The following is a 21,639-nucleotide window of genomic DNA, read 5'->3' as shown; positions in this document are numbered from 1 at the left end:
CGGGGACTACTGGACGAATACGACGATTATAGCTGACAGAGGGGCTACCAGTGGGTGGGTTAACCTCACCATCACTGCCTATGACAACGTCTCCAATGTCAACAACACCGTGAACATGACCGTTGGAGTTGATAATATACCTCCTGCCAACGGTGTAAATCCGACAAGGCTGACAGGCAGCAAAACATGGATTAAATGGACATGGACTAATCCGCCTATCGGGGCCCAGCCAAATGATTTCAATCACACGATGATTTACATTAATGGAAACTGGGCAGCAAACGTATCCAATACCACAAATTACTACAACGCCACCGGATTGAACCCTGGAAGCACATATGAAATAAGCATCCGCACTGTTGACATCGTTGGAAACATAAACACCTCCTGGTCCAACAATACTGCAGTTACGATTGCAGAACAGCCCCTAGGGGGCATTGCAGTCATTATAATTCCGAAGATAAACGAGACCACCGCTGGAAATTCCACCAACTTCACCCTAAGGGTGAGAAGTACGCAATCCTTCCAGGAAGCCATTGAGCTGAGTATAACGCTTTCTGGTATCCCTGATGGGGAACGTGCAAACCTTTCTTGGTTTAACTGGACGAGCGATTCGTTCTTACTCCCAGCCAACGGGTATACGGACAGGATGGTTCGTGTTGACATACCTGATGGTACCAGCACGGGCTACAAGGTATTCTGTGCGATTGCCCGTGCATCGCTCGGCACTTCTAAGGATTATGGTGCAGTTAATGTGACAGGATGATGCGAGCGATTTGTATTGCCTAAACATTTATAAGATAACATATAATTAAGTGGTGGAGTTCAGATGAGTAGACTTGTAACTGCATGTTTTTGTATGGCAATCCTAATCAGTTTACCATTTTTTATTCCCGTGAATGTAAGCGGCCAAATCCATAAAATGTCTCCTGGCATTTCGTTATCTGCTTATGTCATAGACGCTGAAGCAGGTGAACATGATAACGAAGTCGAATATACCATCCGTGCCATGTCTGAATCAACCGTAACCGAGAACGTGAAGCTCAGCATAAACGAAAGCTCTCCCGATTATAGCATCATCAGGGATTATTCTTTTTCTGAAAGTAATTTCGATTTATCTCCGGGTTCTACAAAAAATGTAACGCTCTCGCTTACGATAGAATATGGGACTGATGCTGGAAACAAAACTATAACCGTGGACAGCAACGCTTCTTTTACAATCGGCTCAACTACATATTATGATCTCTCCTACACTTCGTTCTATGTTGAGGTGATCTCACCCGTTACCCCCTATTCTGCACCGGTGGCATTGCCTGAGCTCAATATGATGGGCTTGATGATCCTGATAGGGATATTGAGTGTCGTGCTTGCAACAGTCATGGTAAAAAGAGAGTAAAAAGTCACGAGAAATGGTGGCATTAAGAAGAGAAATATCCATCTCATTAATTTCAACATTCCTTTAAAAGTTTCTTCTGCATATGTATTTGCTCTCTTTTTAAAAGTCTGTCTGTAATATGAAATCACCAATATTTGCAGCACATCATCCATACAATCAAATCTGGACAGTCAAATATTAAAATAAAACAGTTGCCACTAACAAAATTTCAAAATAGGGGCATAAAACTAAGGACAGGCTAACAATCGATTTTTACCCCTACTTATATACATTTTACTACCTCCAAAAACTACGGATACATTCGGAATAATCCTAGCTATGGGATAATTATAGCTATAATTGATAGAGAAATACCAAATTCCCGACAAGTTGCAGGAACCCTAAATAATATAGGGGAGATATCAATTCACTCGATTAAAACAGCATTTACGATTCCATCTTGTCCTGGGCGGTTGTTGATCTTTGCCTTGCCTAATTTGGTCCTGATTACCGCACCCTTCATAAGTATATTTCGCCTAACATAGTGCTGATTTGCTGGATTTGCATCTACTGTTTGGATTTCAACCACTTGTGTCTTGCCGGTCTTTGGATCTGTGACATTGGCAACGTCGCCCCGATGTAAACTTATCTTTTCGCCACCACCCATTACACGTAATTTCAATCTCTTGATTGGACCGATATGTGCCTCTACGCTATCACGTCCCATTTCATGCTTCCTTTTGCTTCTTGTCGATCTCAGTCGACCGCCAGTTGCCTTACGTCTGGATTTACCTTGCCATTTCATGCTATCCCTTATTTGAACACAAGTATTTTAATGCATCTGCTATAAGCATAAAAAAGGGGACTTAAATGGAAAAGAAATTTAAAAACACGACTATCAAGCTGGACAAGGGAGACATAACGGAAATGAGTGTAGACGCAATAGTAAACGCTGCTAATACAAAACTACAGCATGGTGGAGGGGTTGCTAGAGCAATAGTGAAGAAAGGAGGACACATAATACAGGATGAGAGCAACAAAATCGGTGAAATAGAGGTAGGTCAAGCCATCATCACGACTGCAGGCAAGCTGAAAGCAAAGTACGTCATTCATGCCGTCGGACCCCAAATGGGTGAGGGGGAGGAAGATGAAAAACTAAAGAATGCAACATTAAACAGCCTTAGGCTGGCAGATGAATATAATGTAAAAAGTATCGCGTTCCCTGCCATAAGCACGGGAGCGTTTGGCTACCCCAAGGATAAGTGCGCAAAGATTATGATTCAAACTGCAATCGATTATTCCAATATTGACACTGGGATTAAAACCATCATTTTCACCCTCATCGATGATCGCACTTATAATATATTCCAGAAAGAGTTGGGTAGCTACTGAGCACCAGGTATTTTATTTCAAGATCCTAATTGAGTGTGATATCATGACCGATATGATGCAAACGGTTGCCATGCCCTTCAGGAAGAGGGGGAAAAACGCCCTCACAACCTCTGAGTTCATATTTGCGCTTTCCCTTGATCTGGGTTGGTTCTCGCCAGAACAGGCAAAAGAAGTTCTCAACAAAGCAAAGAAAGATGGGTTAGTATCCACAGAAGATGATGAGATAAGCCCTACCTTTGACTTTAAAACAATCGAGATTCCGCTGGGCTTCAGACCTGACCTAAAGAGAGAACAGTCCGTCTTTGAGCGCGCCATAGAGAGGATTATGGTTACAGGGTTAAGTAGAAAAGAAGCCATAGCTCTGGTAAACAAAAAACAAGAAAGCCTGGCTAATATGGTTGGAATAGAGATTTCTGCATTATTAGTAGCGAAGGAAAGAGACATTGAAATTGAAGATTTGATAGATGAAATATATCAATCCTTGATTGATCAAAAGGGTAAATGAGATATCGTTATTTATTGATCGGATCAAAATCTTTAAGAAAACGTTGTACCCTTTCCTCAGGATTTGAAAATTCTAATAATGGCTCTAACTTCTTCATCCAATCGTTTGTGTCAAAATCATAATGAAAAATGTCTATTCGTTTTAAGCCATGTTTCTCATAATAATTGATCTTTCTCTCTGTTTTCTCATCGTAGGAACCTATTCCTATTAAACCCCACACTTCGATATACCAGTCTTCCACCTTAAAATCACATTTATATTTCCTATCCCCAGGCAGTTCTTCATTATAATCATGTGCAACCCCATTGAAGTACAACCAATCATCCACCCTTCTCTCATACCCACTTCTAACTTCATGTCCATCTGCGCACTGTAACCATTCTTTATAACCATATAGGACTTCTCTTCTTGATATTTCAGCTCGATCTAACCAACGGAGTATGGCATTATGACTAACACCTATAATCTCAGCTATCTCAGTGGAAGATTTCTTCTCGTCAACATACCATTTGCGTAACTGTTCATCTGAGGGTTTTTCAACTTCTTTACCATAATAAGCGAATACCTGCTCTCTATCGTCTCTTCTCTGTACCCCAGCACCCTCTAACCAATGTGAGACAGTTGACCTACTGACGCCGATAATTTCTGCAATTTCATATGTTGATTCTCTCTCATCGATGTACCACCTACGTAATAATTCATCTGCTGGTTTTTGGATTTCTTTACCATACTGCACAAATTTAGCCTCGCTTTGATCCCTTATTGGTATGTTGGCTTCTTTCAACCAATTCGAAACAGTCCCAAAACTCACTCCTACAATTTCAGCTACCTCCATAGTTGATTTTTTATCAGCAACATACCACTTACGTAGTTGATCTGTTGAGGGTTTTTCAAAATCATAACCATGCATCTCATAATAATCATGTCTTATCGGTATGCCAGCTTCTTTTAACCAATTCAAGGCAGTAGCCCAATTAACACCCAAATCTTTGCCTATTTCATATGTAGATTTACCTTCATCGATGTACCATCTACGTAACTGGTCATTTGAAGGTTTTATGATCTCTTTACCCACGGATAAAAACCTAGCATCTCTTTGGTCTCTTCTTTTTATTCCCGCTTCTTTTAACCAGTCTACAATTGTGCTACCATTAACACCTAGGATTTTTCCAATCTCAGGCGTAGACTTCTTCTCGTCAACATACCATTTGCGTAACTGCTCATCCGAGGGCTTTTCAACTTCTTTGTCAAAATGTGCAAACCTTGCCTCACTTAGACCTCTTCTTTTTATTCCGGCTTCTTTTAACCAATTTCGGATAGTGCTTGAACCCACACCTAAAATCGCACCCATCTTTATAGCGGATTTTTTATTATCAATATATTCTCGCCTAAGAAAGACCTCTATCGGCTCTCCAATCTTTCTCTCGATTTCAAGCATCTTCTTAGTCTTTTTGATTCGTTTTCCTTCTAACATCCTCTTTTAGCTAAATCCAAATCACTTATTTGCCTTTTGTCTACTCATTTCATTGTGTAGGTCAAAATCATCTAAAATGTTTGATGCACATGCTTTTTGCGCCTTTTGGAGGAGCAAGAACTTATTCCTTTGCACCGGCCAACACCAAATGGGCTATCAGTGCCTCCAGTTGTATGCGCTCGTGAGCGCCTTCCGTTAGGCGGAAGTCGATCTCTCCTATCTTGTCGAGCAACTGAACCCTCAACTTCTCTGAGATGCCGCCGAAGTCCATTATGGACCTATGGATCTGGCTGATTACATCCTCCCCGGATAAACCCTGCTCTATGAGCAATAAATCCAGTTTGTCCCTTGCCCCCATGAAATCACCTTTCATAGCAAGTTCGACCAACTCGTTTATCTCTATTGGGCGGGCCATAGCAGCTATCTTGTATATCGCTTCAGCGTCTATTTGATTGCTAAGGACTGCTGCTGATTGCAATGTATTTATGGCCCTGCGCATGTCCCCCATGGCCACATATTCGATTGCACCCAGCCCATCCTTGGTCACATTTAGTTTTTCAATACCTGCAATATGTCTGATCCTTTTCTCGATAGCTGCATTGGATATCGGTTTGAACCTATATACGGCGCATCTGGATTGGATGGGCTCGATTATTTTCGAGGAGTAGTTGCATGAGAGTATAAAGCGACATGTGGCAGAGAATCTTTCCATGGTTCTCCTAAGCGCATTCTGTGCATCTGGCGTTAGGGCGTCTGCTTCGTCGAGGAAGATGATCTTGAAGCTGGCATCTCCCAAAGGTGCTGTCCTGGAGAAGTTCTTGATCTGGCTTCTGACGACGTTTATGCCCCTTTCGTCAGAGGCGTTTAGCTCGGTGAAATTGTTGGCCCACGCTTCTCCAAAAAGCTCCTTGGCGAGGGCGATGGCAGACGTAGTTTTTCCAACGCCTGCAGGACCGGAAAAAAGCATGTGTGGTAGGCTTTTGGATTCAACATAGGATTTGAGACGTTCGATGATATCATCTTGACCGACGACTTCATCCAAAATCTTAGGCCTATACTTCTCAGCCCAAATCTCTTCCTTGTTCATCTTGTTAGAAATATGTTTAAGATATCTTAACCCTTCTTGTCGTTATATGCTCCGGGAAGTAACGAGCAGATACGACGCTCAAGAAGTGGAAAAAAATGTAATGGAATTTTGGAAGAGTGTAGATGCATATGATCTTACTCGAAATCATCGCTCACGAGGGGATATGTTCTATTTTTTGGATGGCCCCCCATATACCACAGGAAGAATACATCTCGGCACGGCATGGAATAAGATCCTCAAGGATGTCATGCTCAGATATAAGTCGATGAGGGGTTTTCGAGTCCTTGATAGGGCAGGATGGGATATGCATGGGCTTCCGATAGAGGTCAAAGTTGAGGGGAGCTTGGGATTCAGAACAAAAAAAGAGATAGAAAAGTATGGCATAGATAAGTTCATCGCTGAATGTAAGCGTTTCGCCCTTGAATCGAAGGATCAGATGACCTTGCAATTCAAACGCTTAGGTGCTTGGCTTGATTGGACAAACCCCTACATGACCCTCGCCGATGAGTACATGGAAGCAGAATGGTGGACATTGAAACATGCATACGATAGGGGTTTGCTTGAAAGAGGCAAGAGGGTGGTTAACTGGTGCCCTAGGTGTGAGACCGCCATAGCAGATTCTGAAGTGGAATATTGGGAGGAACGCCATCCATCCATCTATGTCAAGTTTCCACTTGTAAGGGAAGATGCAAGCATCGTGATATGGACTACGACCCCCTGGACGATTCCTTCCAATCAGGCGATAGCGGTCCATCCTGACTTTGAGTACTCCAAAATAAGATGTAAAAATGAGACGTTGATCGTGGCTTCTGGGTTAGTAGAACATGTCTTGAAAAAAGGGGGTTATGAAGATTACGAGAAGGTAGATACCCTGCGGGGTAAAGATCTCGTCGGAACACAGTATGAGCATCCTCTGGGGGACATAGTGCCCTATCAGCAAAAACTGGACCATAATATATATGCAGCAGATTTCGTGACACTCGAGGTTTCTCCTGAGGTGGAAAACACAGGATGCGTTCACATCGCTCCAGGGCACGGCTTGGAAGATTTTTTGTTGGGCAAAGAGCATCAGCTTCAGATCTTCTGTCCTGTGGGACCTGATGGGTTTTTCACGACGGATGCTGGCGCATACGCCGACACGTATGTTTTTGATGCAAATCAACAGGTCATAAAGGATCTTGATGAAAGGGGTGCCCTCCTCGCTCAGGGAGAGATAACGCATAGATACGGTCATTGTTGGCGCTGCAAAACTCCTATCATCTATTTGGCGACTGAACAATGGTTCATCAAAATCTCAGAACTGAAAGATAGGATGTTAACGGAGATTCCTCGCATAGTATGGTATCCAGAATGGGCTGGATCCGCTAGATTCATGGACTGGATATCATCTGCGAGAGATTGGTGCATCTCACGTCAGAGGTACTGGGGCACCCCACTGCCGATTTGGATGTGCGAGTGCGGTTCCATTGAAGTGATAGGCACCATAAAAGAACTCAAGGAGAGGGCAAGCATCCCTCATGTGGAACTCCACAGGCCCCGCATAGATGCCATCAAGTTGAGATGTACATGTGGAAAAACAATGTATCGCGTGAAGGATGTATTTGACGTATGGTTCGACTCTGCCGTAGCATCATGGGCCAATCTGGGCTTTCCAAAAGATACTGAAAAGTTCAAAAAGTGGTGGCCTGCCGATTTTATCACAGAAGGGCATGATCAGACGAGGGGGTGGTTTTACTCGCAACTCGGCTCAAGTATGGTTGCATTCGAAAAGGCACCGTACAAGAGCGTATTGATGCATGGCTTCACGCTGGATGATGAGGGTAGGAAGATGTCCAAAAGCCTGGGAAATGTGGTGGCACCCGAAGAGGTCATAGAAAAATATGGGGCCGATGCGCTGCGTTTCTATGTTTTATCAGCGAATGCACCTTGGGAAGACCTGCGCTTCAACTGGGAGGAAGCTCAGAATGTGCACAGAATGCTCAACATCCTGTGGAACCTCTATCGTTTCCCGCTACCTTACATGAAGCTCGACAATTTCGATCCATACGCCACTTCATTTGATTCCATAAAAGGGCATCTCAGGCCAGAAGACCTGTGGATTCTCTCAAGAATGTACTCCTTAATCAAAAAAGTCGACCATATGATGAAAGATTGCAAGTTGCACAGTGCAACTCGTCTCTTGCAAAAATTCATCCTCGAGGATGTGTCGCGATGGTACGTTCAATTAATTCGCCCTAGGACGTGGACAGAAGCAGATGATCCAGATAAGCTGGCAGCATATTGGGTCATCTATGACGTCATCTCACAAATCATAAAGCTGATGGCTCCCTTCACGCCTTTCATCACTGAGGAGATCTATCAGAACCTGGTGCGTGGGATGGATCCTAAGGCGCTGCTAACGGTTCACATGTGCGATTGGCCTTCTCCGAGCGAGGAGCTAATCGATGCTAAACTCGAGGCAAACATGGATGTCGCGAGGGATATCGTTGAGGCTTCCCATAGGGCCCGACAGAAAGCGAAGCGAAAGCTCAGGTGGCCTGTCAAGCAGATCATAATCTTGCCTTACAATGAGGAGGCGATAAATTCCGTAAAAAATCTCAAAAGCGTGATCATGGAGCAAGCTAACACAAAAGAGATAAACCTGCTAAACGTTGGTGAGAGGTTCAATGAGATTTCGCTAAAGGTCATTCCTGACCTGAGCCTCATTGGACCAAGGTTCAAGGGCAAAGCCGAAGAGATCATAAATGCACTGAATAAAGTCGATGGCAGAAGGCTAAAAAAAGACATCGAAAAAGGATATCAACTCAAGTTACATGATCAAACCGTCAAAATCACCAAGGACATGATTCATTTTGAGGAGACGATTCCAGAGCACATCTATGCTGCCGATTTTTCTTTAGGGAAGGTGTATGTTGATGTTTCGCTGACAGAAGATGTCAGGGCAGAAGGATGCGCTAGGGACATCGTTCGAAGAATACAGAACATGAGGAAAGAGCTTGATCTTGATGTCGAGGCTGAGATCGATGTGTTTGTGCAGGTTGGAGATGAACAGTTAGTGGACCTCATAGATACGTGGAGAGATTTCATCTCAGAGGAGATCAGGGCGAAGAAACTTGAGCTGGGCATGGAAGTACGGGTGAGAGGCGATCTGGTGAGGGAGTGTACGGTCAATAACGTTGAGATGCGGTTCGGTATCACCAGATAAGGTAAAGCAGGAGCCAGGTACAACAAGAAAAGTTGTCTCAGATGTCGAATACTATAATCGACGTAAATAGCCCAGAGCATTATTAAAAATGGATAGAGCTTCGATGCCCTCTCAGTAGTTTTTTTATTTTATTAACTCCAACGAACACATTTAACTTAGGTTATGCCAAAAATCCTCACGATGAAATTCGAGGAATGGGAGCCCATTTACCAGGAAATTTTGGATGAATTCGGTTTTGATAGGCGCAAAGACGAAGAAGCTGCAGGTTTATTGTCCAAATTAATCGGAAATCGCTCGATTAACGTACAGATGTTGTCCGATTTGATTTATCGACGATGCGTCACCATATGTGGAAACGCTCCTTTGTTAGATGAGGAGATTAAGGACACTGATTTGTCTGGTCGTGTAGTCATTGCCGCAGATGGTGCGACATCCATCCTTCTGAAAAATTGCATAGTCCCCGATATCGTCGTCACAGACCTGGATGGCTGCATGGAGGATATAATCAGCGCAGATAAACTGTGTGCAATCATAGTGGTGCACGCACATGGCGATAACATTCCTGCTATTAAGCAATACGTTCCATTGCTGAAAAATGTCATCGGTAGTACGCAATCTGAGCCGCTAAAAAACGTTCACAACTTTGGAGGGTTTACGGACGGCGATAGGTGCGTTTTTATCGCAAAAGAATTTGGTGCCGATAGCATTACATTAATCGGCTTTGATTTTGAAGACCCAAACGTAAGCGAAGTCAAGAAGATGAAGCTCCAATGGGCGAAAAAATTGATCAATCTTTTTGATTAACTTTCATCCCTTACACCTAGGGTAACAGATTTGTACCCAAGTTGCTTGAGTCCTGAGAGTAGGTCCTCTGCACCCAGCATCTTGTCAAACTCATCTCTGGGTACCTCTATGTTAGCTAACGGAAAGTGATCCCTCACCCTGATCGAACTCAAACCCATCGATTTGGCGAGTTCCTCTGCTTTTTTTATCCTGTTTAGTCTCTCTGGCGTAATCTCTGAATTAAAAGGAATCCTGGTCGCCAAGCAAGATTCTGAGGGTTTTCTTGCAACATTTTCATCAATATCAGCCATTATCCTTCTTATGTCCCGTTTACCCAAGCCAAGATCTGCCAGAGGGGAAATAACCCCTTCTTCTTGTTTGGCTTTTAAACCTGGTCTATCCGCATCCAAGTCATCTGCATTGGTTCCGTCCATGACAATATCATATCCCAGATTCTTTATCTCTTCGATGATCCTTTTCTTACACAGATAGCATCGGTTTGGCGGATTAGCCTTCATCTCATCGTCAAGGATGTTTACGTTGAGAATTTTATGTCTAAGGCCAAACTTTTCTGCAAACTCCTTGGCATCCTCTATGACGCAATCGGGAGTGAAATCTGACTTAACAGTAACAGCATCTGCGATTTCCTTGGCTGCATAAGCAACGAGAGAGCTGTCAACTCCTCCGGAATAGGCAACTGCAACCCTTTCACCCTCAAATTTTTCCATATATCTTTTTATTGTATCCATGCCTTCCACACAGTTCTTTTCCTACAGATTAAATTAATAAATATTTAGTCCCATAAGTATTTCTTTCCTTCCATAACTAATAAATACGTACATATCTATCTACAAACCCCTAATCTGCGGCTGAGCGGCATATTTGCCTTGCCAGATCATGAATATAACAAAAGTGTGATGTTTAGAATGAATGTGGAAAATATCAGAAAGGACTTCCCAATTTTGGACGAGGGGATAATTTACATGGACAGCGCAGCTACGAGCTTAACGCCAGAGTCGGTTGTGTCCTCGATCCAAAGCTATTATAGGGATTATAATGCAAACATTGAGAGAGGCGTTCACAGGCTGTCTCAGGTAGCATCGCAACTCTACGAAGAGGGGCACATAAAAATTGCTGATTTCATTAATGCCAGAGAGGAGGAGATCATCTTTACAAAGAATACGACCGAGGGAATCAACTTAGTCGCATCTGGGCTTGGATGGAGGAGAGGAGACAAGATTGTAACCAGCATACTGGAGCATCATTCCAATTTAATGCCATGGCTACGGGTTAAGAAAAAATTTGGAGTGGACTTAGAGATCATCAAGCCAAAAAAAGGAATCCTCTGCACAGAGGATGTGGAAAAGGCGGTAGATGAGAAGACAAAGTTGGTTGCCCTAACACATGTTTCAAATGTTCTGGGTTTGATAACGCCAATAAAAGAGATTGCAAAGGTCTGTGAGGATAATAATGCTTTGTTCTTGGTTGATGGGGCCCAGTCAGTGCCGCACCTACCCGTAGATATAAAAGAACTGGGCTGCGACTTCTTGGCTTTTTCAGGGCACAAAATGCTTGGGCCCACAGGGACTGGAGTTTTGTTCATGAGAATGCCGCTTTTAGAGAGTGTCGAACCTCTCACCATAGGGGGAGGGACAATAGATGATGTTTCCCTGGAGGGATATAAGCTAAAGGAGAATTATGAGAGATTTGAAGCTGGCACGCCGAACATAGCTGGTGGGATTGCCCTTGGAAGGGCTGTTGAATATTTGGAAAAGATCGGAATGAACGACATAAGGAAATATGAGGAAAAGCTGACTAAAAAATTAGTCCTTGGATTAGAGGAGATAAAAAATGTGGAAATCCTTTGTCCAGACCTAGGGCAACGAATAGGGGTGATCTCCTTTAACATCAAAGGCTTAAACCCCCATGATGTTGCCTTGATGCTGGATAATTTTTCAAATATAATGGTCAGATCCGGATATCATTGCTGCATGCCCTTGATTAGGGAACTGGGTGTCAATGGAGCCGTTAGAGTGTCCTTATACCTGTATAATACCGAAGAGGAAGTCGAAACTTTATTGAGAGCCGTTGAAGAGATTGCTAGAGGTTAGCTAGATTAGATGAAAAGCGTGCTAAAGGAATATACAAGATTGGATGGAGACCAGAGGACAAAGCTAGAGGAGGAGGTAGCTAAGGAGGTCGCATTAGCGATCTTTGTAAACGGAAGGCACTTTTCAACTGCCATGATGAGCCCTCAAATGAAAAAGGAATTCGTATTGGGCCATCTTTTATCTGAGGGAGTTATTGAAGATATAGAAGACGTGGAATCCATGAAAATCCGTGAGGATATGGCTAAGGTGATAACCAAAAATCCGACCAAAGTGTTCGCTGCAAAAAAAGTCATAGTGAGTGGTTGCGGAGGTGCCTCAGGATTTCTGGATGAGTCCAAGCTCCCAAAGGTTGGCTCCCAGCTGAAACTGGACAGAAAGGTCTTATTTGAATGCATAAAAAAGATTCTGACGTCTGAATTGCACCAAAGGACCGGTGGAACACACACCTGTGCCATTCTTGAGGTCTCAAAAACGGAGCTGTGCTTTGTCTCAGAGGATATCGGCAGACACAATGCCCTGGACAAAATCATAGGATATGCACTGCTTAAAAAATACCATTTTCCGGATACCTTCGTGGTATGCACTGGAAGGATATCCTCTGAAATGGTTTTGAAATGCTCAGTAGCAAAGATACCGATCATCGCCTCAAGAGGTGCTGTTACAAGTTTGGCTGTAGAAATCGCCAATAAGACGGGATTAACCGTCATCGGCTTTGTCAGAGGTAAAAGGATGAACATATATTCTAATGAACAGAGGATATTATGATGATGATAAATACCAAAAATATCGAGAGACTAAAGGATAGCAAAAACGCGGTTATTCTTGCCCATAATTATCAAAGACCCGAGGTTCAGGATATCGCGGACTTTGTCGGCGATTCTCTGGAATTGTCGCAGAAAGCGACAAAGACCGATGCAGACATCATAGTGTTCTGTGGGGTGGATTTCATGGCAGAAACCGCAAGCATACTGAATCCGAATAAAAAGGTCTTGATACCGGACCTTGGTGCTATTTGCCCGATGGCTCAGCAGATGGAAACAGAAGAGCTGTTGGCTGCTAAAAGGAAATATCCCGATGCGGAGACGGTTCTGTACATAAACACGTTGGCAGAGGATAAAGCCCATGCTGATTGTATTTGTACATCTGCAAATGCAGCCCAGATAGTGAATTTGATGGATTCCGATTTGATTTTGTTTGGACCTGATAACAACCTAGCGCACTATGTTAGACAGAGAACGAAGAAAGAGATAATTTCCATTCCGGAATATGGGTTATGCCCCACACATCACCAGATAACTGTAGCGGATTTAATGGAGGCGAGAGAGAAGCACCCGGATGCCGAATTGGTTGTCCACCCGGAATGCATACCGGAAATTCAAGAGGCAGCAGACCACATCGCCTCAACGAGTGGTATGGTCAGATATTGCAAATCATCAGCAGGAAAGGAGTTTTTGATAGGTACCGAGGTGGGGATGTTGTACAGACTTGAAAAGGAGATCCCAGGGAAGAAATTTTATCCCCTCTCCCAATATGCGGTTTGCCCCCATATGAAAATGCACACCCTAGAAAAGGTGGAAAGAGCACTGGAGACCGAAGAGCCGGAGATAACAGTCAGAAAAGGCGTAGCAGACAAGGCCAGAAAAGCGATAGAAAGAATGCTCGAACTTTCAAGATGAAAAAGATCCTGCTCATACAAAGGGCGTATCAATTAATATGCTCTGAATAGAAATTATGTGCATATCGGCAATGTCGGTTTACACTTTTCACTTCAGTCGAAATCTTTAGAGCTTTAATCGGTTTCAACTGATTTTATCTGATATTTCAACGAAATTCTTTCCGAGTCTGATGCCTTTAAGACCATTAGTCACCATAATCACTCGTCCATTAGCGCTTATCATTGCACCCCCGAATAAATCCGGGTGTTTTTTCTGTAGAAATTGCTCTACCCATTTTCGACCTTCGGGCGTACTCAATCCATACTTTAGTGCAGGTGGACGTTCCTCCTCCTCGGGAATTTCTATTTTCATACCTTTTCAACTCCTATTGTCTAATCTAATCTAAATCCTAAAAATACCTGTGGTTTGAGCTAGGTTATGCTGATAGATAGATATGTGGCAATAACAATATTTAAACATTTTTCAATCAATTTTAACGTCCAACTCTTAACAGGGCTGAATTTTAAAGCTGTGGTTTAGTTTGACTTAAACTCATAAATTCCTTGGGACTCTCCTAAAAGAAACTCGGATAAAGCATAGAAAGCGGGATCGAAATTTCAGAGCTGCATACGGAGATCGTAAATGCAATATAAATCTCAGAAGTTCTCAAAACGCGGCAAACGATATATCCTGTAGCTTCTCAAAGTAGGTCAACATATATTTATAAAAAAAATTAGTATAGTATCCGCAAAAGTTTAGTATCCACGAAATCAACAGTCTTGCCGGGGGAGGTTTATTACGAAAACTTATGCGTTGATCCTAATTGCAGTAATCCTATGGTCGATGTCATTCGTGCTTACCAAGATGGGGCTGAATCAAGTAACGCCGATATATCTGGCTTCTTTGCGATTTTCCATTGCCACCATCATTTTTATGGGATATGCGCTGATCAAGTTCGAGATCCAACAAATAAAAGAGTTCGCAAAAGACAACTTCACCAACCTACTCGTATTGGGCATAGTTGGCGTCACCATCCCAAACATACTGCAAAACATAGGCATGCTGCACTTGACGGTTTCCGTGGCGAGCATACTACAGAACAGCAGCCCAGCCTTTACATTTATATTGGCCGCTTTATTTCTGCGCGAATCGCTCGGCTATCGAAAGATGTCCGGTTTGGTGCTTTCTTTCACAGGCGTCCTCATCATATCGATGAACGGCAACAGTCCAACCTTCGGCAACTCAATGGCCTTTTACGGCAATTTGATGCTCATATCCACAGCGATAGCCTACTCCATCTACACTGTCATCGGAAAAAAGATCGTGGAAAAAAATAGCCCGCTGCTCATCCTGGCATTCAGCACACTCATTGGAACGATATTGTTGGACGCCATATCCATCTTAGTAGAGCCCGTGAGTTTTGCATATCCGATAAACATATGGGGCATAATATTTGCGTTAGCAATCCTTTGCACCGTTTGTGGCACCCTGCTATACTTTGAGGCGCTCAGAGAGTTGGAGGCATCCAAAACAAACGTTTTCACGTTTCTGATACCCGTCTTTGCCGTCATCCAGGCATCCGTCTTCCTTGGCGAGAGGATACATACTTACCAGGTAGTATGTGGCGCCTTGATAATATTCGGAATATGGCTTGCTCAGACGGAATAGTTTCACTCGTAAATGAATAACTCCTCAATTTTTACTTTGAAAAGATTCGCAAGTTTGAATGCCAATGTTAAAGAGGGATCGTACCTCTCCTTTTCTATGGCGTTGATGGTCTGACGGGTAACTTCCACTTTTTCAGCGAGATCCTCTTGAGTTAAGTCATGCATCGCCCTGAATACTTTGAGTTTGTTCTTCATTTGAAGCCCTTTTTATCGTAGTAAAAACGATATATAATGAATGAAACCATTCCAACAAACCAAACTAACGTCACAGACTCTCTAAATTTCAGACCTAATGGAAAATAGGCATCCACGTACACTAAAACCGCTGAAATTCCTATGGTTGTCCAAAACGCATTGGAACCTGCTTTTTCATTAATTCTTATATATCTTTCGTCGCTTGGAATCTCAATTTTGGGTTTCCTTGCCCAATGTATGCCAATAAAAATTAACATCAAGCCAGAGAAAATGATGCCCATTCCCAGAAATGCGAGATCAAATACCTCAAGTAAAACTATGCCAAGGAGTATAATCCCCGAGCCTACAACGAAATGATCTTTACTTCTTTTCAATTCCATTTAAATCGCCTCACGTCTTACATTCGTACTAGTTTGTTTTTCATTTAAACCCCTTCTGTTGTAATAAAAACGGATTATAAAGTATGAGTAAATGCCGATGAGCAGGAGTATAGTTAAAATATCAGTGGTTCTAAACCTAGCAGGAAAATAGATACACACCCAAAATAAAATTCCTGTTGTTCCAAATAGGAGCCAGAAAGCAAACAATCCTGCTTTCTCATCAATTCTCCGCATTCTTTCGTCTAAACGAAGCTCTGTTTTAGGTTTCGTTGCCCTATACAAACCGGCTATGAATAACACCAAGCCAGGAGCGGCTAAACCAACTCCAAAAGTCACAAGGTCAAATATCGCAAATGCGATACCTCCAAATATTAGAAGTACGGAACCCACTATCAGATGCCCTCTACTTCTTTTCAATTCCATTTTCTTTCTTCCTTTATTTTTTTCCATGTTCATCACCCCATAGGCTTCTTTACTTTATGTAAAAGTGATTAGACTTAAAGTATATAAAGCTTTACATTATGCAAATTAAACATTACATAAGAATTAAATTTTTGGCAGAATAACGAGATTATAGTGTAGATTCAGAGCAAATATCCAATAGCTTGAAAGATGACCTACTTTAATTAAAGCCCTTCTGGCCTTTCACCCAACCTGACTATCACCGTTTTCTCTTCCCCGCCGCGCAATAATGTCAATTTTATCTCCTCTCCAACCTTGTGGCTCCACAGCATTTTTATCAACCTCGTATCTACGGTTACCTCCTCACCATCGAAACTGAGGATGATGTCATCCACCATCAGGCCTGCCTGGTCCGCAGGGCTCCCCTTTTGCACGCTTAGGATCACGACACCAGTAGTCCTTTGATAGCCTTCTTGAGCTGCAAGATCAGGGGTTACCGTCCTAAAACCAACCCCTAACCAGGGACGAATGACCTTGTGTGGGGGGGTTATTAGGGCATCGTAGACTGGCTTTGCAGTGTTGGCACTTATGGCAAAGCCAATGTTCTCGGCCCCACCAGAAAGTGTATTGATGCCAATTACTTTGCCATCCAAACTCAGCAGAGGGCCTCCGCTGTTTCCTGGATTGATGGCAGCATCGGTTTGGATTAAATCATAATAGGTGGTACCATCCACCACCGTAGAGCGCTCGGTATTGCTCACCACGCCTAGAGTCGTAGTCGGACCGCCCTCAAGTCCCAGAGGGTTGCCGATGGCTATAACCAGATTTCCAGGCCTTAGTTGTGAGGCGTCACCAAACTCGGCAGTAGGAAAATCTCCTTCTATTTTAATCACTGCCAGATCTGTCGTCGGATCGGTGCCTATAAGCCTAGCAGCGAATGGGCTGGAAAAATCAGGGAGTGTAACCTCTATCTTAGTAGCATCCTCCACTACGTGATTATTTGTCAATATATATCCGTCTTTGGTGATTATAACCCCAGAACCAGATCCATATTGAGTCGTCCTCCGCCCATAGAAGTCCTGTGTCTCGATTTCAACCGAGATAAATACCACAGCGGGCTGCACTCGTTGCACTATATCCGAAATAGCCAAGGACAACATCATCGGATCAGATTTCACTTGAAGGGCAGGCAGGTCTTTCTGAAGTTCTTTCTCTTCAAGTTCAGTAATTCTTTTTCCCTGCGATTCCACGACCGCTTTCAATTCAGCAATTTCAGTACGGAGTTCTTCAATATCTTCCTCCGTAACCGAAGGGGGTGATGGCTCTACAGAGACTTTAGGTGTGGGCACATCAGTTACGGTTTCTTGGATACAACCCGCTAAAACTAGTATTAGAATAATAAGAACCGCAACCTGAATTTTCTTTCCCATAATGGCCTCATCCTTCTTTTAGTACAACATTTCTTTTATAAATAATAGATAAACCGGCCCTAACTAAAATCATTGCATTTATTTATTGAGGGTGGATTTAAACTTAATCAAATCTATTTTATTTCTATCAACTCATACTCCATTTCACCGAGTCCGAGTTTTTTTGCCGCATTTAACTGATCTGAGGAGCGGGCCCACTTATACATCCCATGGAACTTGTCATCTGCATTTTGAGCCATGGAATCTGCTATTACGGGAGCTTTGTTCACCATATCGACGGATGCCTTATCTATCGCAAGTATGTCATCTGAGGCCAGAATGCCCAGATCTGGCACTATTATATTATCTGAGTAAGGGCAGCAATCGCAGTGCGGCGTTATATCGAGCAAGAAGTTCACATATTTGATGTTCTCCCTTCCGACCAAATCTAAAACTGCTTTAGCACAATCAACGATTCGCTCTGAGAGGTCTTTCGATGAGGTCCACTTGAAGGATATGGCATCTTCCTCACACACTTCAGCACATCCCTGACATCTGATGCATTTCTCAGCGTCAACCTTCCAGTCAATTATGGCACCGACAGGACAGATCTTTACACATGCTCCGCACTCAGTGCAATTGTCGTTTATGTTGGGAGGGGAATAGATGTGCGCATCATATTTGGACGTTTTAGCTACGCACCCAATGCCAATGCTTTTGAGCGCACCGCCAAACCCTGCGTTCATATGCCCCTTAAAATGAGCTAGGGAAATGACTTTATCCGCCTCAGCAATTTGTTTCGCCACGTATACCTTTTTGAGCTGTGAGCCTTCAACGCTAACACCCACGCTATCGAATCCCCTCAGACCGTCTGCAATTATGATCGGTGCAGACAGCGTTTGAGGTGTGTAGCCACTCGCCTCTGCTGCCTTGATCTTGCCCAAAGCAAAGCATTGTTCCCGAAGCATGCCAAGTCCCGTTGTCTCTGTCACAAAAGGCTCTCCTCCCTTTGCTTTGACCATTTGAGCAACCTTACGAATGAACATCGAGCGCAATGATTTGGTCGTTCCACGGATGCCGAAGTGCATCTTTAGGGCGATGATTTCTCCCTTCTCGATGTCTTCCAAAATTCCACTCTTATTTAAAAGCCGCTCTAGCTTGTTAACACCACTCAGACTTGGTTGATACCATTTATGTGGCTCTCTAACAGGTGCCCTTGAGCTTGTGAAATAGACCTTTGCCATTGAATTAATCTAAGCCAAGCAATCTACAAAACGTTAACGGTAGGATAAATATAATATCTCGATCATCGTCATCGAAATATCTAATGTCATCGTTAGTTTTATTTGTCGTGGTGGCGACCTATAAAACATGGTAAGGGAGATAGCTGAGCAGCTTAAAGATCGCTTTTCTGAAATGGGCTTAGAAGTGCCATTAGAGGAGATCGAGAAGAAACTGGATGAGTTGATTAACGGATTCAGGGTCCCTATCGAGGAGGCGAAACGAAGCGTTGTAAGCCAATATGCAAAAGAGCGCAAGAGCGCAGACCTCGTAAAGGTCAAGGACATCCAGAGCGAGGGGCGATGGATATCCCTTAAAACGAAAGTGGTGCAACTATGGCCCTCTGAGAGCGAGTTGATCGCGCAATCCGGTCTGATCGGAGATGATACCGGGATCATTAGATTTGTTAGCTGGGTAAAATCTGACCTGCCACCTGTGGAGGAAGATAGGTGCTACCTGCTCAAGAATGTGGTGACCGACGAGTGGCAAGGACGATACAGCGTAAAATTGACAAGAAGCACCGAGATCGTTCCACTGGAGGAGGACATAGAGGTCAGCTCTCTTGTGGAGGAGCTCGAGGGTGCAATCGTCGATATACAATCCGGATCTGGCTTGATCAAGAGATGTGAATTCTGCAACCGAGCTCTCTTAAAAGGATCCTGCGGAGAGCATGGAAAAGTTGAAGGGACCTATGACCTGCGGATAAAAGGAGTGATAGACGATGGCAAGGTCGTACAGGAGACACTCTTGAATAGAGAGATCGTCGAAAGCTTAATTGGCATCACCTTGGATGAGGCAAAGAAGATGGCAGCCGAGGCACTTGACCAATCTTTGGTTTTAGATGCTTTCCAGGAAAGATTGATAGGACGATATTTCAGCATCAAAGGTCCCAGGGTTGGCCGCTATATCCTGGTAGAGGATATGAAAAGTGCGCCAAAAATATCGGATAAAGAGGTTACGAAATTGATCAAAGAAGTGGAGGCTTTAGGATGTTGAGCAGAGAGGTTGCCAAGAGGGTTTTTGCAAGAGAGTTCGCAGAGTCCAATATGGCGTTTAAAGAGCAGGAGGACCAGTATGCTCCTCAGTATCTGTTGACCCCGACCGGTGCCAAATGCAATCGCATATTCTTCGTGGGCACACTGATCGAGAAAGAGGATATCGGAAATGATGTAGAATATTGGCGTGCAAGGGTGGCAGACCCCACAGGCTCATTCCTGATCTATGCCGGCCAATACCAGCCAGAAGCAGCCCAAGCCTTATCCAGCATAGAGCCGCCCCAGTTCGTCGCTGTGGTTGGCAAGCCAAATATATACGAAATGAGTGGGGACATACTCACATCAGTTAGACCCGAAAGGATACATATCGTGGATGCGGATACCTATGATCTGTGGATTCTCGAGACTGCGAGACAAACGCTCCAGCGTCTCCAACAATTGAACGAAGGGGGCGAGGATGCGGCTAAAGCAAAGGAGCATTATTCCCCGGACATAGAGCATTATAAGCAGATGGTGCTGGAAGCTCTCAAGACGATCAGCAAATCCGGGGAAAAGGTAAGCTTTATCGATCTGTCAAATATTTGACTATGAATTTCTATTTTGATCCCAAGGTAAAGGAGAGATTTCCTGGTCTGAAGGTCTGCATCGGATCCATCTCCGACATGCACCCTGCCAAAGAAGACATGGAAGGATTGAGAGAATCCGTATTCGCCAAAGTAAGGGAGAGGTACTCACTTGAGGACCTGAAGGACGTGAGCATCTTTAGAGCCTATAGGGATTTTTTCTGGAATATCGGCGTGGATCCGACAAAGGTTCGACCGGCAGGGGAGGCTTTAATCCGCAGAGTTCTCAGAGGCAGCCCGATACCGAAAATCAATCCCATCGTGGATGCCTACAATTTATCCTCCATAGAAACCGGCATCGCACTGGCAGCATTTGATGAGAGCTTGATAAAGGGTGGTAACTTGACCATGAGGTTTGCCGAGCCAGGAGAGCTGTTCAAAGGCATAGGGATGGATGAGCCGATGAGGCTAAGGGGTAAGGAGGTAGTACTTTCATATGCAGATGAGGATTCAGAGGATGAGAAATTAGTGGCGATCTATCCCTACAGGGATGCGGACAGCACGAAGGTGACGTCTGATACCAAAAACGTCATATTGCTTTCATGCGGAGTTCCCGGAATAGAGGATGACCTCCTAGAGCAAGCTATTGTTAAGGCCATCGATTACATCACCAGGTTTTGCGGTGGCACAAGTGAATATAAGCTGAGAGCTTAGGACCATCTCGTAGCCACGAAATCGGCGATGATCCCATACACAATGCCAAAGGCAACCAATGTCAAACCGCCGCTTAGACCTGATGGTATCCCGATGGCTACGCTTACAATGGCTCCAAGAATTGCCCCTCTTGCGATGGGGTGCATTTTTATTTGATCAGCAAGTCCGATCACAAAGCCCAGCAATACCCTGTTGTACACGATGGATGCCAAAATCAGCATCTCAAATTGACCGGGATATTTCCAGGCAGCCCCATAGGCACAGAAGATGCCGCATAACAAACCGACAGCTGTTGCAATAATTATCCTTTTAACGTTCATAGACGTCCCCGATCGATAATTATGTTAATCGATATTTAAGTGTTGGTAGATTCAAAAATTATCGAAGTGGATTTTTGTATGGTATGATAAAATGATGATTTATGACTAAATTACATCGCACAAAAA

Annotated in this window: 24 protein-coding genes; 13 read left to right on the top strand and 11 right to left on the bottom strand. The window is 43.6% G+C overall.

Translation table 11 applies throughout. The features are described 5' to 3' along the window. Together PHI74_05990 and PHI74_05985 are read left to right on the top strand one after the other, a co-directional pair. Nucleotides 1-766, top strand: a 766-nt coding sequence (locus PHI74_05990; GenBank protein MDD5485556.1) for a hypothetical protein, incomplete at its 5' end; no start/stop codon positions are given. Between the two features lie 63 nt (nt 767-829). Beyond that, nucleotides 830-1,396 carry a hypothetical protein gene (locus tag PHI74_05985; GenBank protein ID MDD5485555.1) on the top strand — a complete coding sequence of 189 codons (567 nt, stop codon included), beginning with the start codon at nt 830-832 and terminating at the stop codon, nt 1,394-1,396. A gap of 406 nt (nt 1,397-1,802) precedes the next feature. Here PHI74_05985 and PHI74_05980 read toward each other — a convergent pair whose 3' ends face one another. Further along, nucleotides 1,803-2,180: a 30S ribosomal protein S8e gene (locus tag PHI74_05980; protein ID MDD5485554.1), complete on the bottom strand. Its 378-nt coding sequence runs from the start codon at nt 2,178-2,180 to the stop codon at nt 1,803-1,805. Nucleotides 2,181-2,245: 65 nt separating this feature from the next. On the opposite strand from PHI74_05980, the gene PHI74_05975 reads away from it, so the two are divergent. Both PHI74_05975 and PHI74_05970 read left to right on the top strand, forming a co-directional pair. Further along, nucleotides 2,246-2,767 (top strand): macro domain-containing protein, encoded by a 522-nt coding sequence (locus PHI74_05975; protein ID MDD5485553.1) that lies wholly within the window; start codon nt 2,246-2,248, stop codon nt 2,765-2,767. A 43-nt stretch (nt 2,768-2,810) separates the two neighbouring features. Further along, nucleotides 2,811-3,272: a DUF2240 family protein gene (locus tag PHI74_05970; protein MDD5485552.1), complete on the top strand. Its 462-nt coding sequence runs from the start codon at nt 2,811-2,813 to the stop codon at nt 3,270-3,272. Nucleotides 3,273-3,279: 7 nt separating this feature from the next. Here PHI74_05970 and PHI74_05965 read toward each other — a convergent pair whose 3' ends face one another. Together PHI74_05965 and PHI74_05960 are read right to left on the bottom strand one after the other, a co-directional pair. After that, complete coding sequence (locus PHI74_05965) at nt 3,280-4,746, bottom strand: hypothetical protein (GenBank protein ID MDD5485551.1); 1,467 nt, start codon at nt 4,744-4,746, stop codon at nt 3,280-3,282. Nucleotides 4,747-4,867: 121 nt separating this feature from the next. Next, on the bottom strand, nt 4,868-5,833 hold the full coding sequence (locus PHI74_05960) for a replication factor C small subunit (protein MDD5485550.1): 966 nt from the start codon (nt 5,831-5,833) through the stop codon (nt 4,868-4,870). Nucleotides 5,834-5,879: 46 nt separating this feature from the next. On the opposite strand from PHI74_05960, the gene ileS reads away from it, so the two are divergent. Together ileS and PHI74_05950 are read left to right on the top strand one after the other, a co-directional pair. After that, a complete protein-coding gene (ileS, locus tag PHI74_05955; GenBank protein MDD5485549.1) occupies nt 5,880-9,038 on the top strand; it encodes an isoleucine--tRNA ligase in 3,159 nt (1,052 codons plus the stop codon). Between the two features lie 180 nt (nt 9,039-9,218). After that, nucleotides 9,219-9,842 (top strand): DUF115 domain-containing protein, encoded by a 624-nt coding sequence (locus tag PHI74_05950; GenBank protein ID MDD5485548.1) that lies wholly within the window; start codon nt 9,219-9,221, stop codon nt 9,840-9,842. Here PHI74_05950 and larE read toward each other — a convergent pair. After that, nucleotides 9,839-10,570, bottom strand: a complete 732-nt coding sequence (gene larE / locus PHI74_05945; protein MDD5485547.1) for an ATP-dependent sacrificial sulfur transferase LarE — start codon at nt 10,568-10,570, stop codon at nt 9,839-9,841. The genes PHI74_05950 and larE overlap by 4 nt on opposite strands. A 177-nt stretch (nt 10,571-10,747) precedes the next feature. On the opposite strand from larE, the gene PHI74_05940 reads away from it, so the two are divergent. From PHI74_05940 to nadA, 3 genes are read left to right on the top strand one after another with little or no spacing between them, the layout of a single operon-like run. Then, the gene (locus PHI74_05940; protein ID MDD5485546.1) at nt 10,748-11,932 is read left to right on the top strand and encodes a cysteine desulfurase; all 1,185 of its coding nucleotides are present in this window, start codon (nt 10,748-10,750) and stop codon (nt 11,930-11,932) included. Nucleotides 11,933-11,941: 9 nt separating this feature from the next. Continuing rightward, a complete protein-coding gene (gene fdhD / locus PHI74_05935) occupies nt 11,942-12,697 on the top strand; it encodes a formate dehydrogenase accessory sulfurtransferase FdhD (GenBank protein ID MDD5485545.1) in 756 nt (251 codons plus the stop codon). Then, nucleotides 12,697-13,608, top strand: coding sequence for a quinolinate synthase NadA (gene nadA / locus PHI74_05930; GenBank protein MDD5485544.1), 912 nt, complete (start codon nt 12,697-12,699; stop codon nt 13,606-13,608). Before fdhD ends, nadA begins: the two co-directional genes overlap by 1 nt. Before the next feature lie 123 nt (nt 13,609-13,731). Here the strand turns inward: nadA and PHI74_05925 are convergent, their stop codons facing one another. Beyond that, complete coding sequence (locus tag PHI74_05925) at nt 13,732-13,959, bottom strand: hypothetical protein (GenBank protein MDD5485543.1); 228 nt, start codon at nt 13,957-13,959, stop codon at nt 13,732-13,734. 441 nt (nt 13,960-14,400) lie between these two features. Between PHI74_05925 and PHI74_05920 the strand changes: the two genes are divergently transcribed. Continuing rightward, entirely contained in the window at nt 14,401-15,255 is an 855-nt protein-coding gene (locus PHI74_05920) for a DMT family transporter (protein ID MDD5485542.1), read from the top strand. A gap of 2 nt (nt 15,256-15,257) precedes the next feature. Here PHI74_05920 and PHI74_05915 read toward each other — a convergent pair whose 3' ends face one another. The 5 genes from PHI74_05915 to PHI74_05895 form a co-directional block, all read right to left on the bottom strand. Then, nucleotides 15,258-15,449, bottom strand: coding sequence for a helix-turn-helix transcriptional regulator (locus PHI74_05915; GenBank protein ID MDD5485541.1), 192 nt, complete (start codon nt 15,447-15,449; stop codon nt 15,258-15,260). After that, nucleotides 15,446-15,829: a hypothetical protein gene (locus PHI74_05910; GenBank protein ID MDD5485540.1), complete on the bottom strand. Its 384-nt coding sequence runs from the start codon at nt 15,827-15,829 to the stop codon at nt 15,446-15,448. Before PHI74_05910 ends, PHI74_05915 begins: the two co-directional genes overlap by 4 nt. Beyond that, nucleotides 15,830-16,279: a hypothetical protein gene (locus PHI74_05905; protein MDD5485539.1), complete on the bottom strand. Its 450-nt coding sequence runs from the start codon at nt 16,277-16,279 to the stop codon at nt 15,830-15,832. Nucleotides 16,280-16,455: 176 nt separating this feature from the next. Then, nucleotides 16,456-17,661, bottom strand: a complete 1,206-nt coding sequence (locus tag PHI74_05900) for a trypsin-like peptidase domain-containing protein (GenBank protein MDD5485538.1) — start codon at nt 17,659-17,661, stop codon at nt 16,456-16,458. Nucleotides 17,662-17,774: 113 nt separating this feature from the next. Beyond that, nucleotides 17,775-18,884 (bottom strand): DUF362 domain-containing protein, encoded by a 1,110-nt coding sequence (locus PHI74_05895; GenBank protein ID MDD5485537.1) that lies wholly within the window; start codon nt 18,882-18,884, stop codon nt 17,775-17,777. A 127-nt stretch (nt 18,885-19,011) separates the two neighbouring features. Here PHI74_05895 and PHI74_05890 point away from each other — a divergent pair, with 127 nt between their 5' ends. The 3 genes from PHI74_05890 to PHI74_05880 are packed head-to-tail and all read left to right on the top strand — an operon-like array spanning nt 19,012 to nt 21,193. After that, nucleotides 19,012-19,917, top strand: coding sequence for a replication factor A (locus tag PHI74_05890; protein MDD5485536.1), 906 nt, complete (start codon nt 19,012-19,014; stop codon nt 19,915-19,917). Beyond that, nucleotides 19,911-20,501 (top strand): DNA-binding protein, encoded by a 591-nt coding sequence (locus PHI74_05885; GenBank protein MDD5485535.1) that lies wholly within the window; start codon nt 19,911-19,913, stop codon nt 20,499-20,501. The genes PHI74_05890 and PHI74_05885 overlap by 7 nt, the downstream gene beginning before the upstream one ends. Nucleotides 20,502-20,503: 2 nt before the next feature. Beyond that, entirely contained in the window at nt 20,504-21,193 is a 690-nt protein-coding gene (locus PHI74_05880) for a phenylalanine--tRNA ligase beta subunit-related protein (protein MDD5485534.1), read from the top strand. Here the strand turns inward: PHI74_05880 and PHI74_05875 are convergent. Then, a complete protein-coding gene (locus PHI74_05875; GenBank protein ID MDD5485533.1) occupies nt 21,190-21,513 on the bottom strand; it encodes a hypothetical protein in 324 nt (107 codons plus the stop codon). The two genes, PHI74_05880 and PHI74_05875, sit on opposite strands and share 4 nt — an antisense overlap. Nucleotides 21,514-21,639: the final 126 nt, after the last annotated feature.

Source organism: Methanocellales archaeon, assembly GCA_028715985.1.
Taxonomy (GTDB): Archaea; Halobacteriota; UBA148; order UBA148; family UBA148; genus UBA148.
The sequence above is the reverse complement of the archived record's forward strand: the minus strand, read 5'-3'. Positions and strand labels throughout refer to the sequence as shown.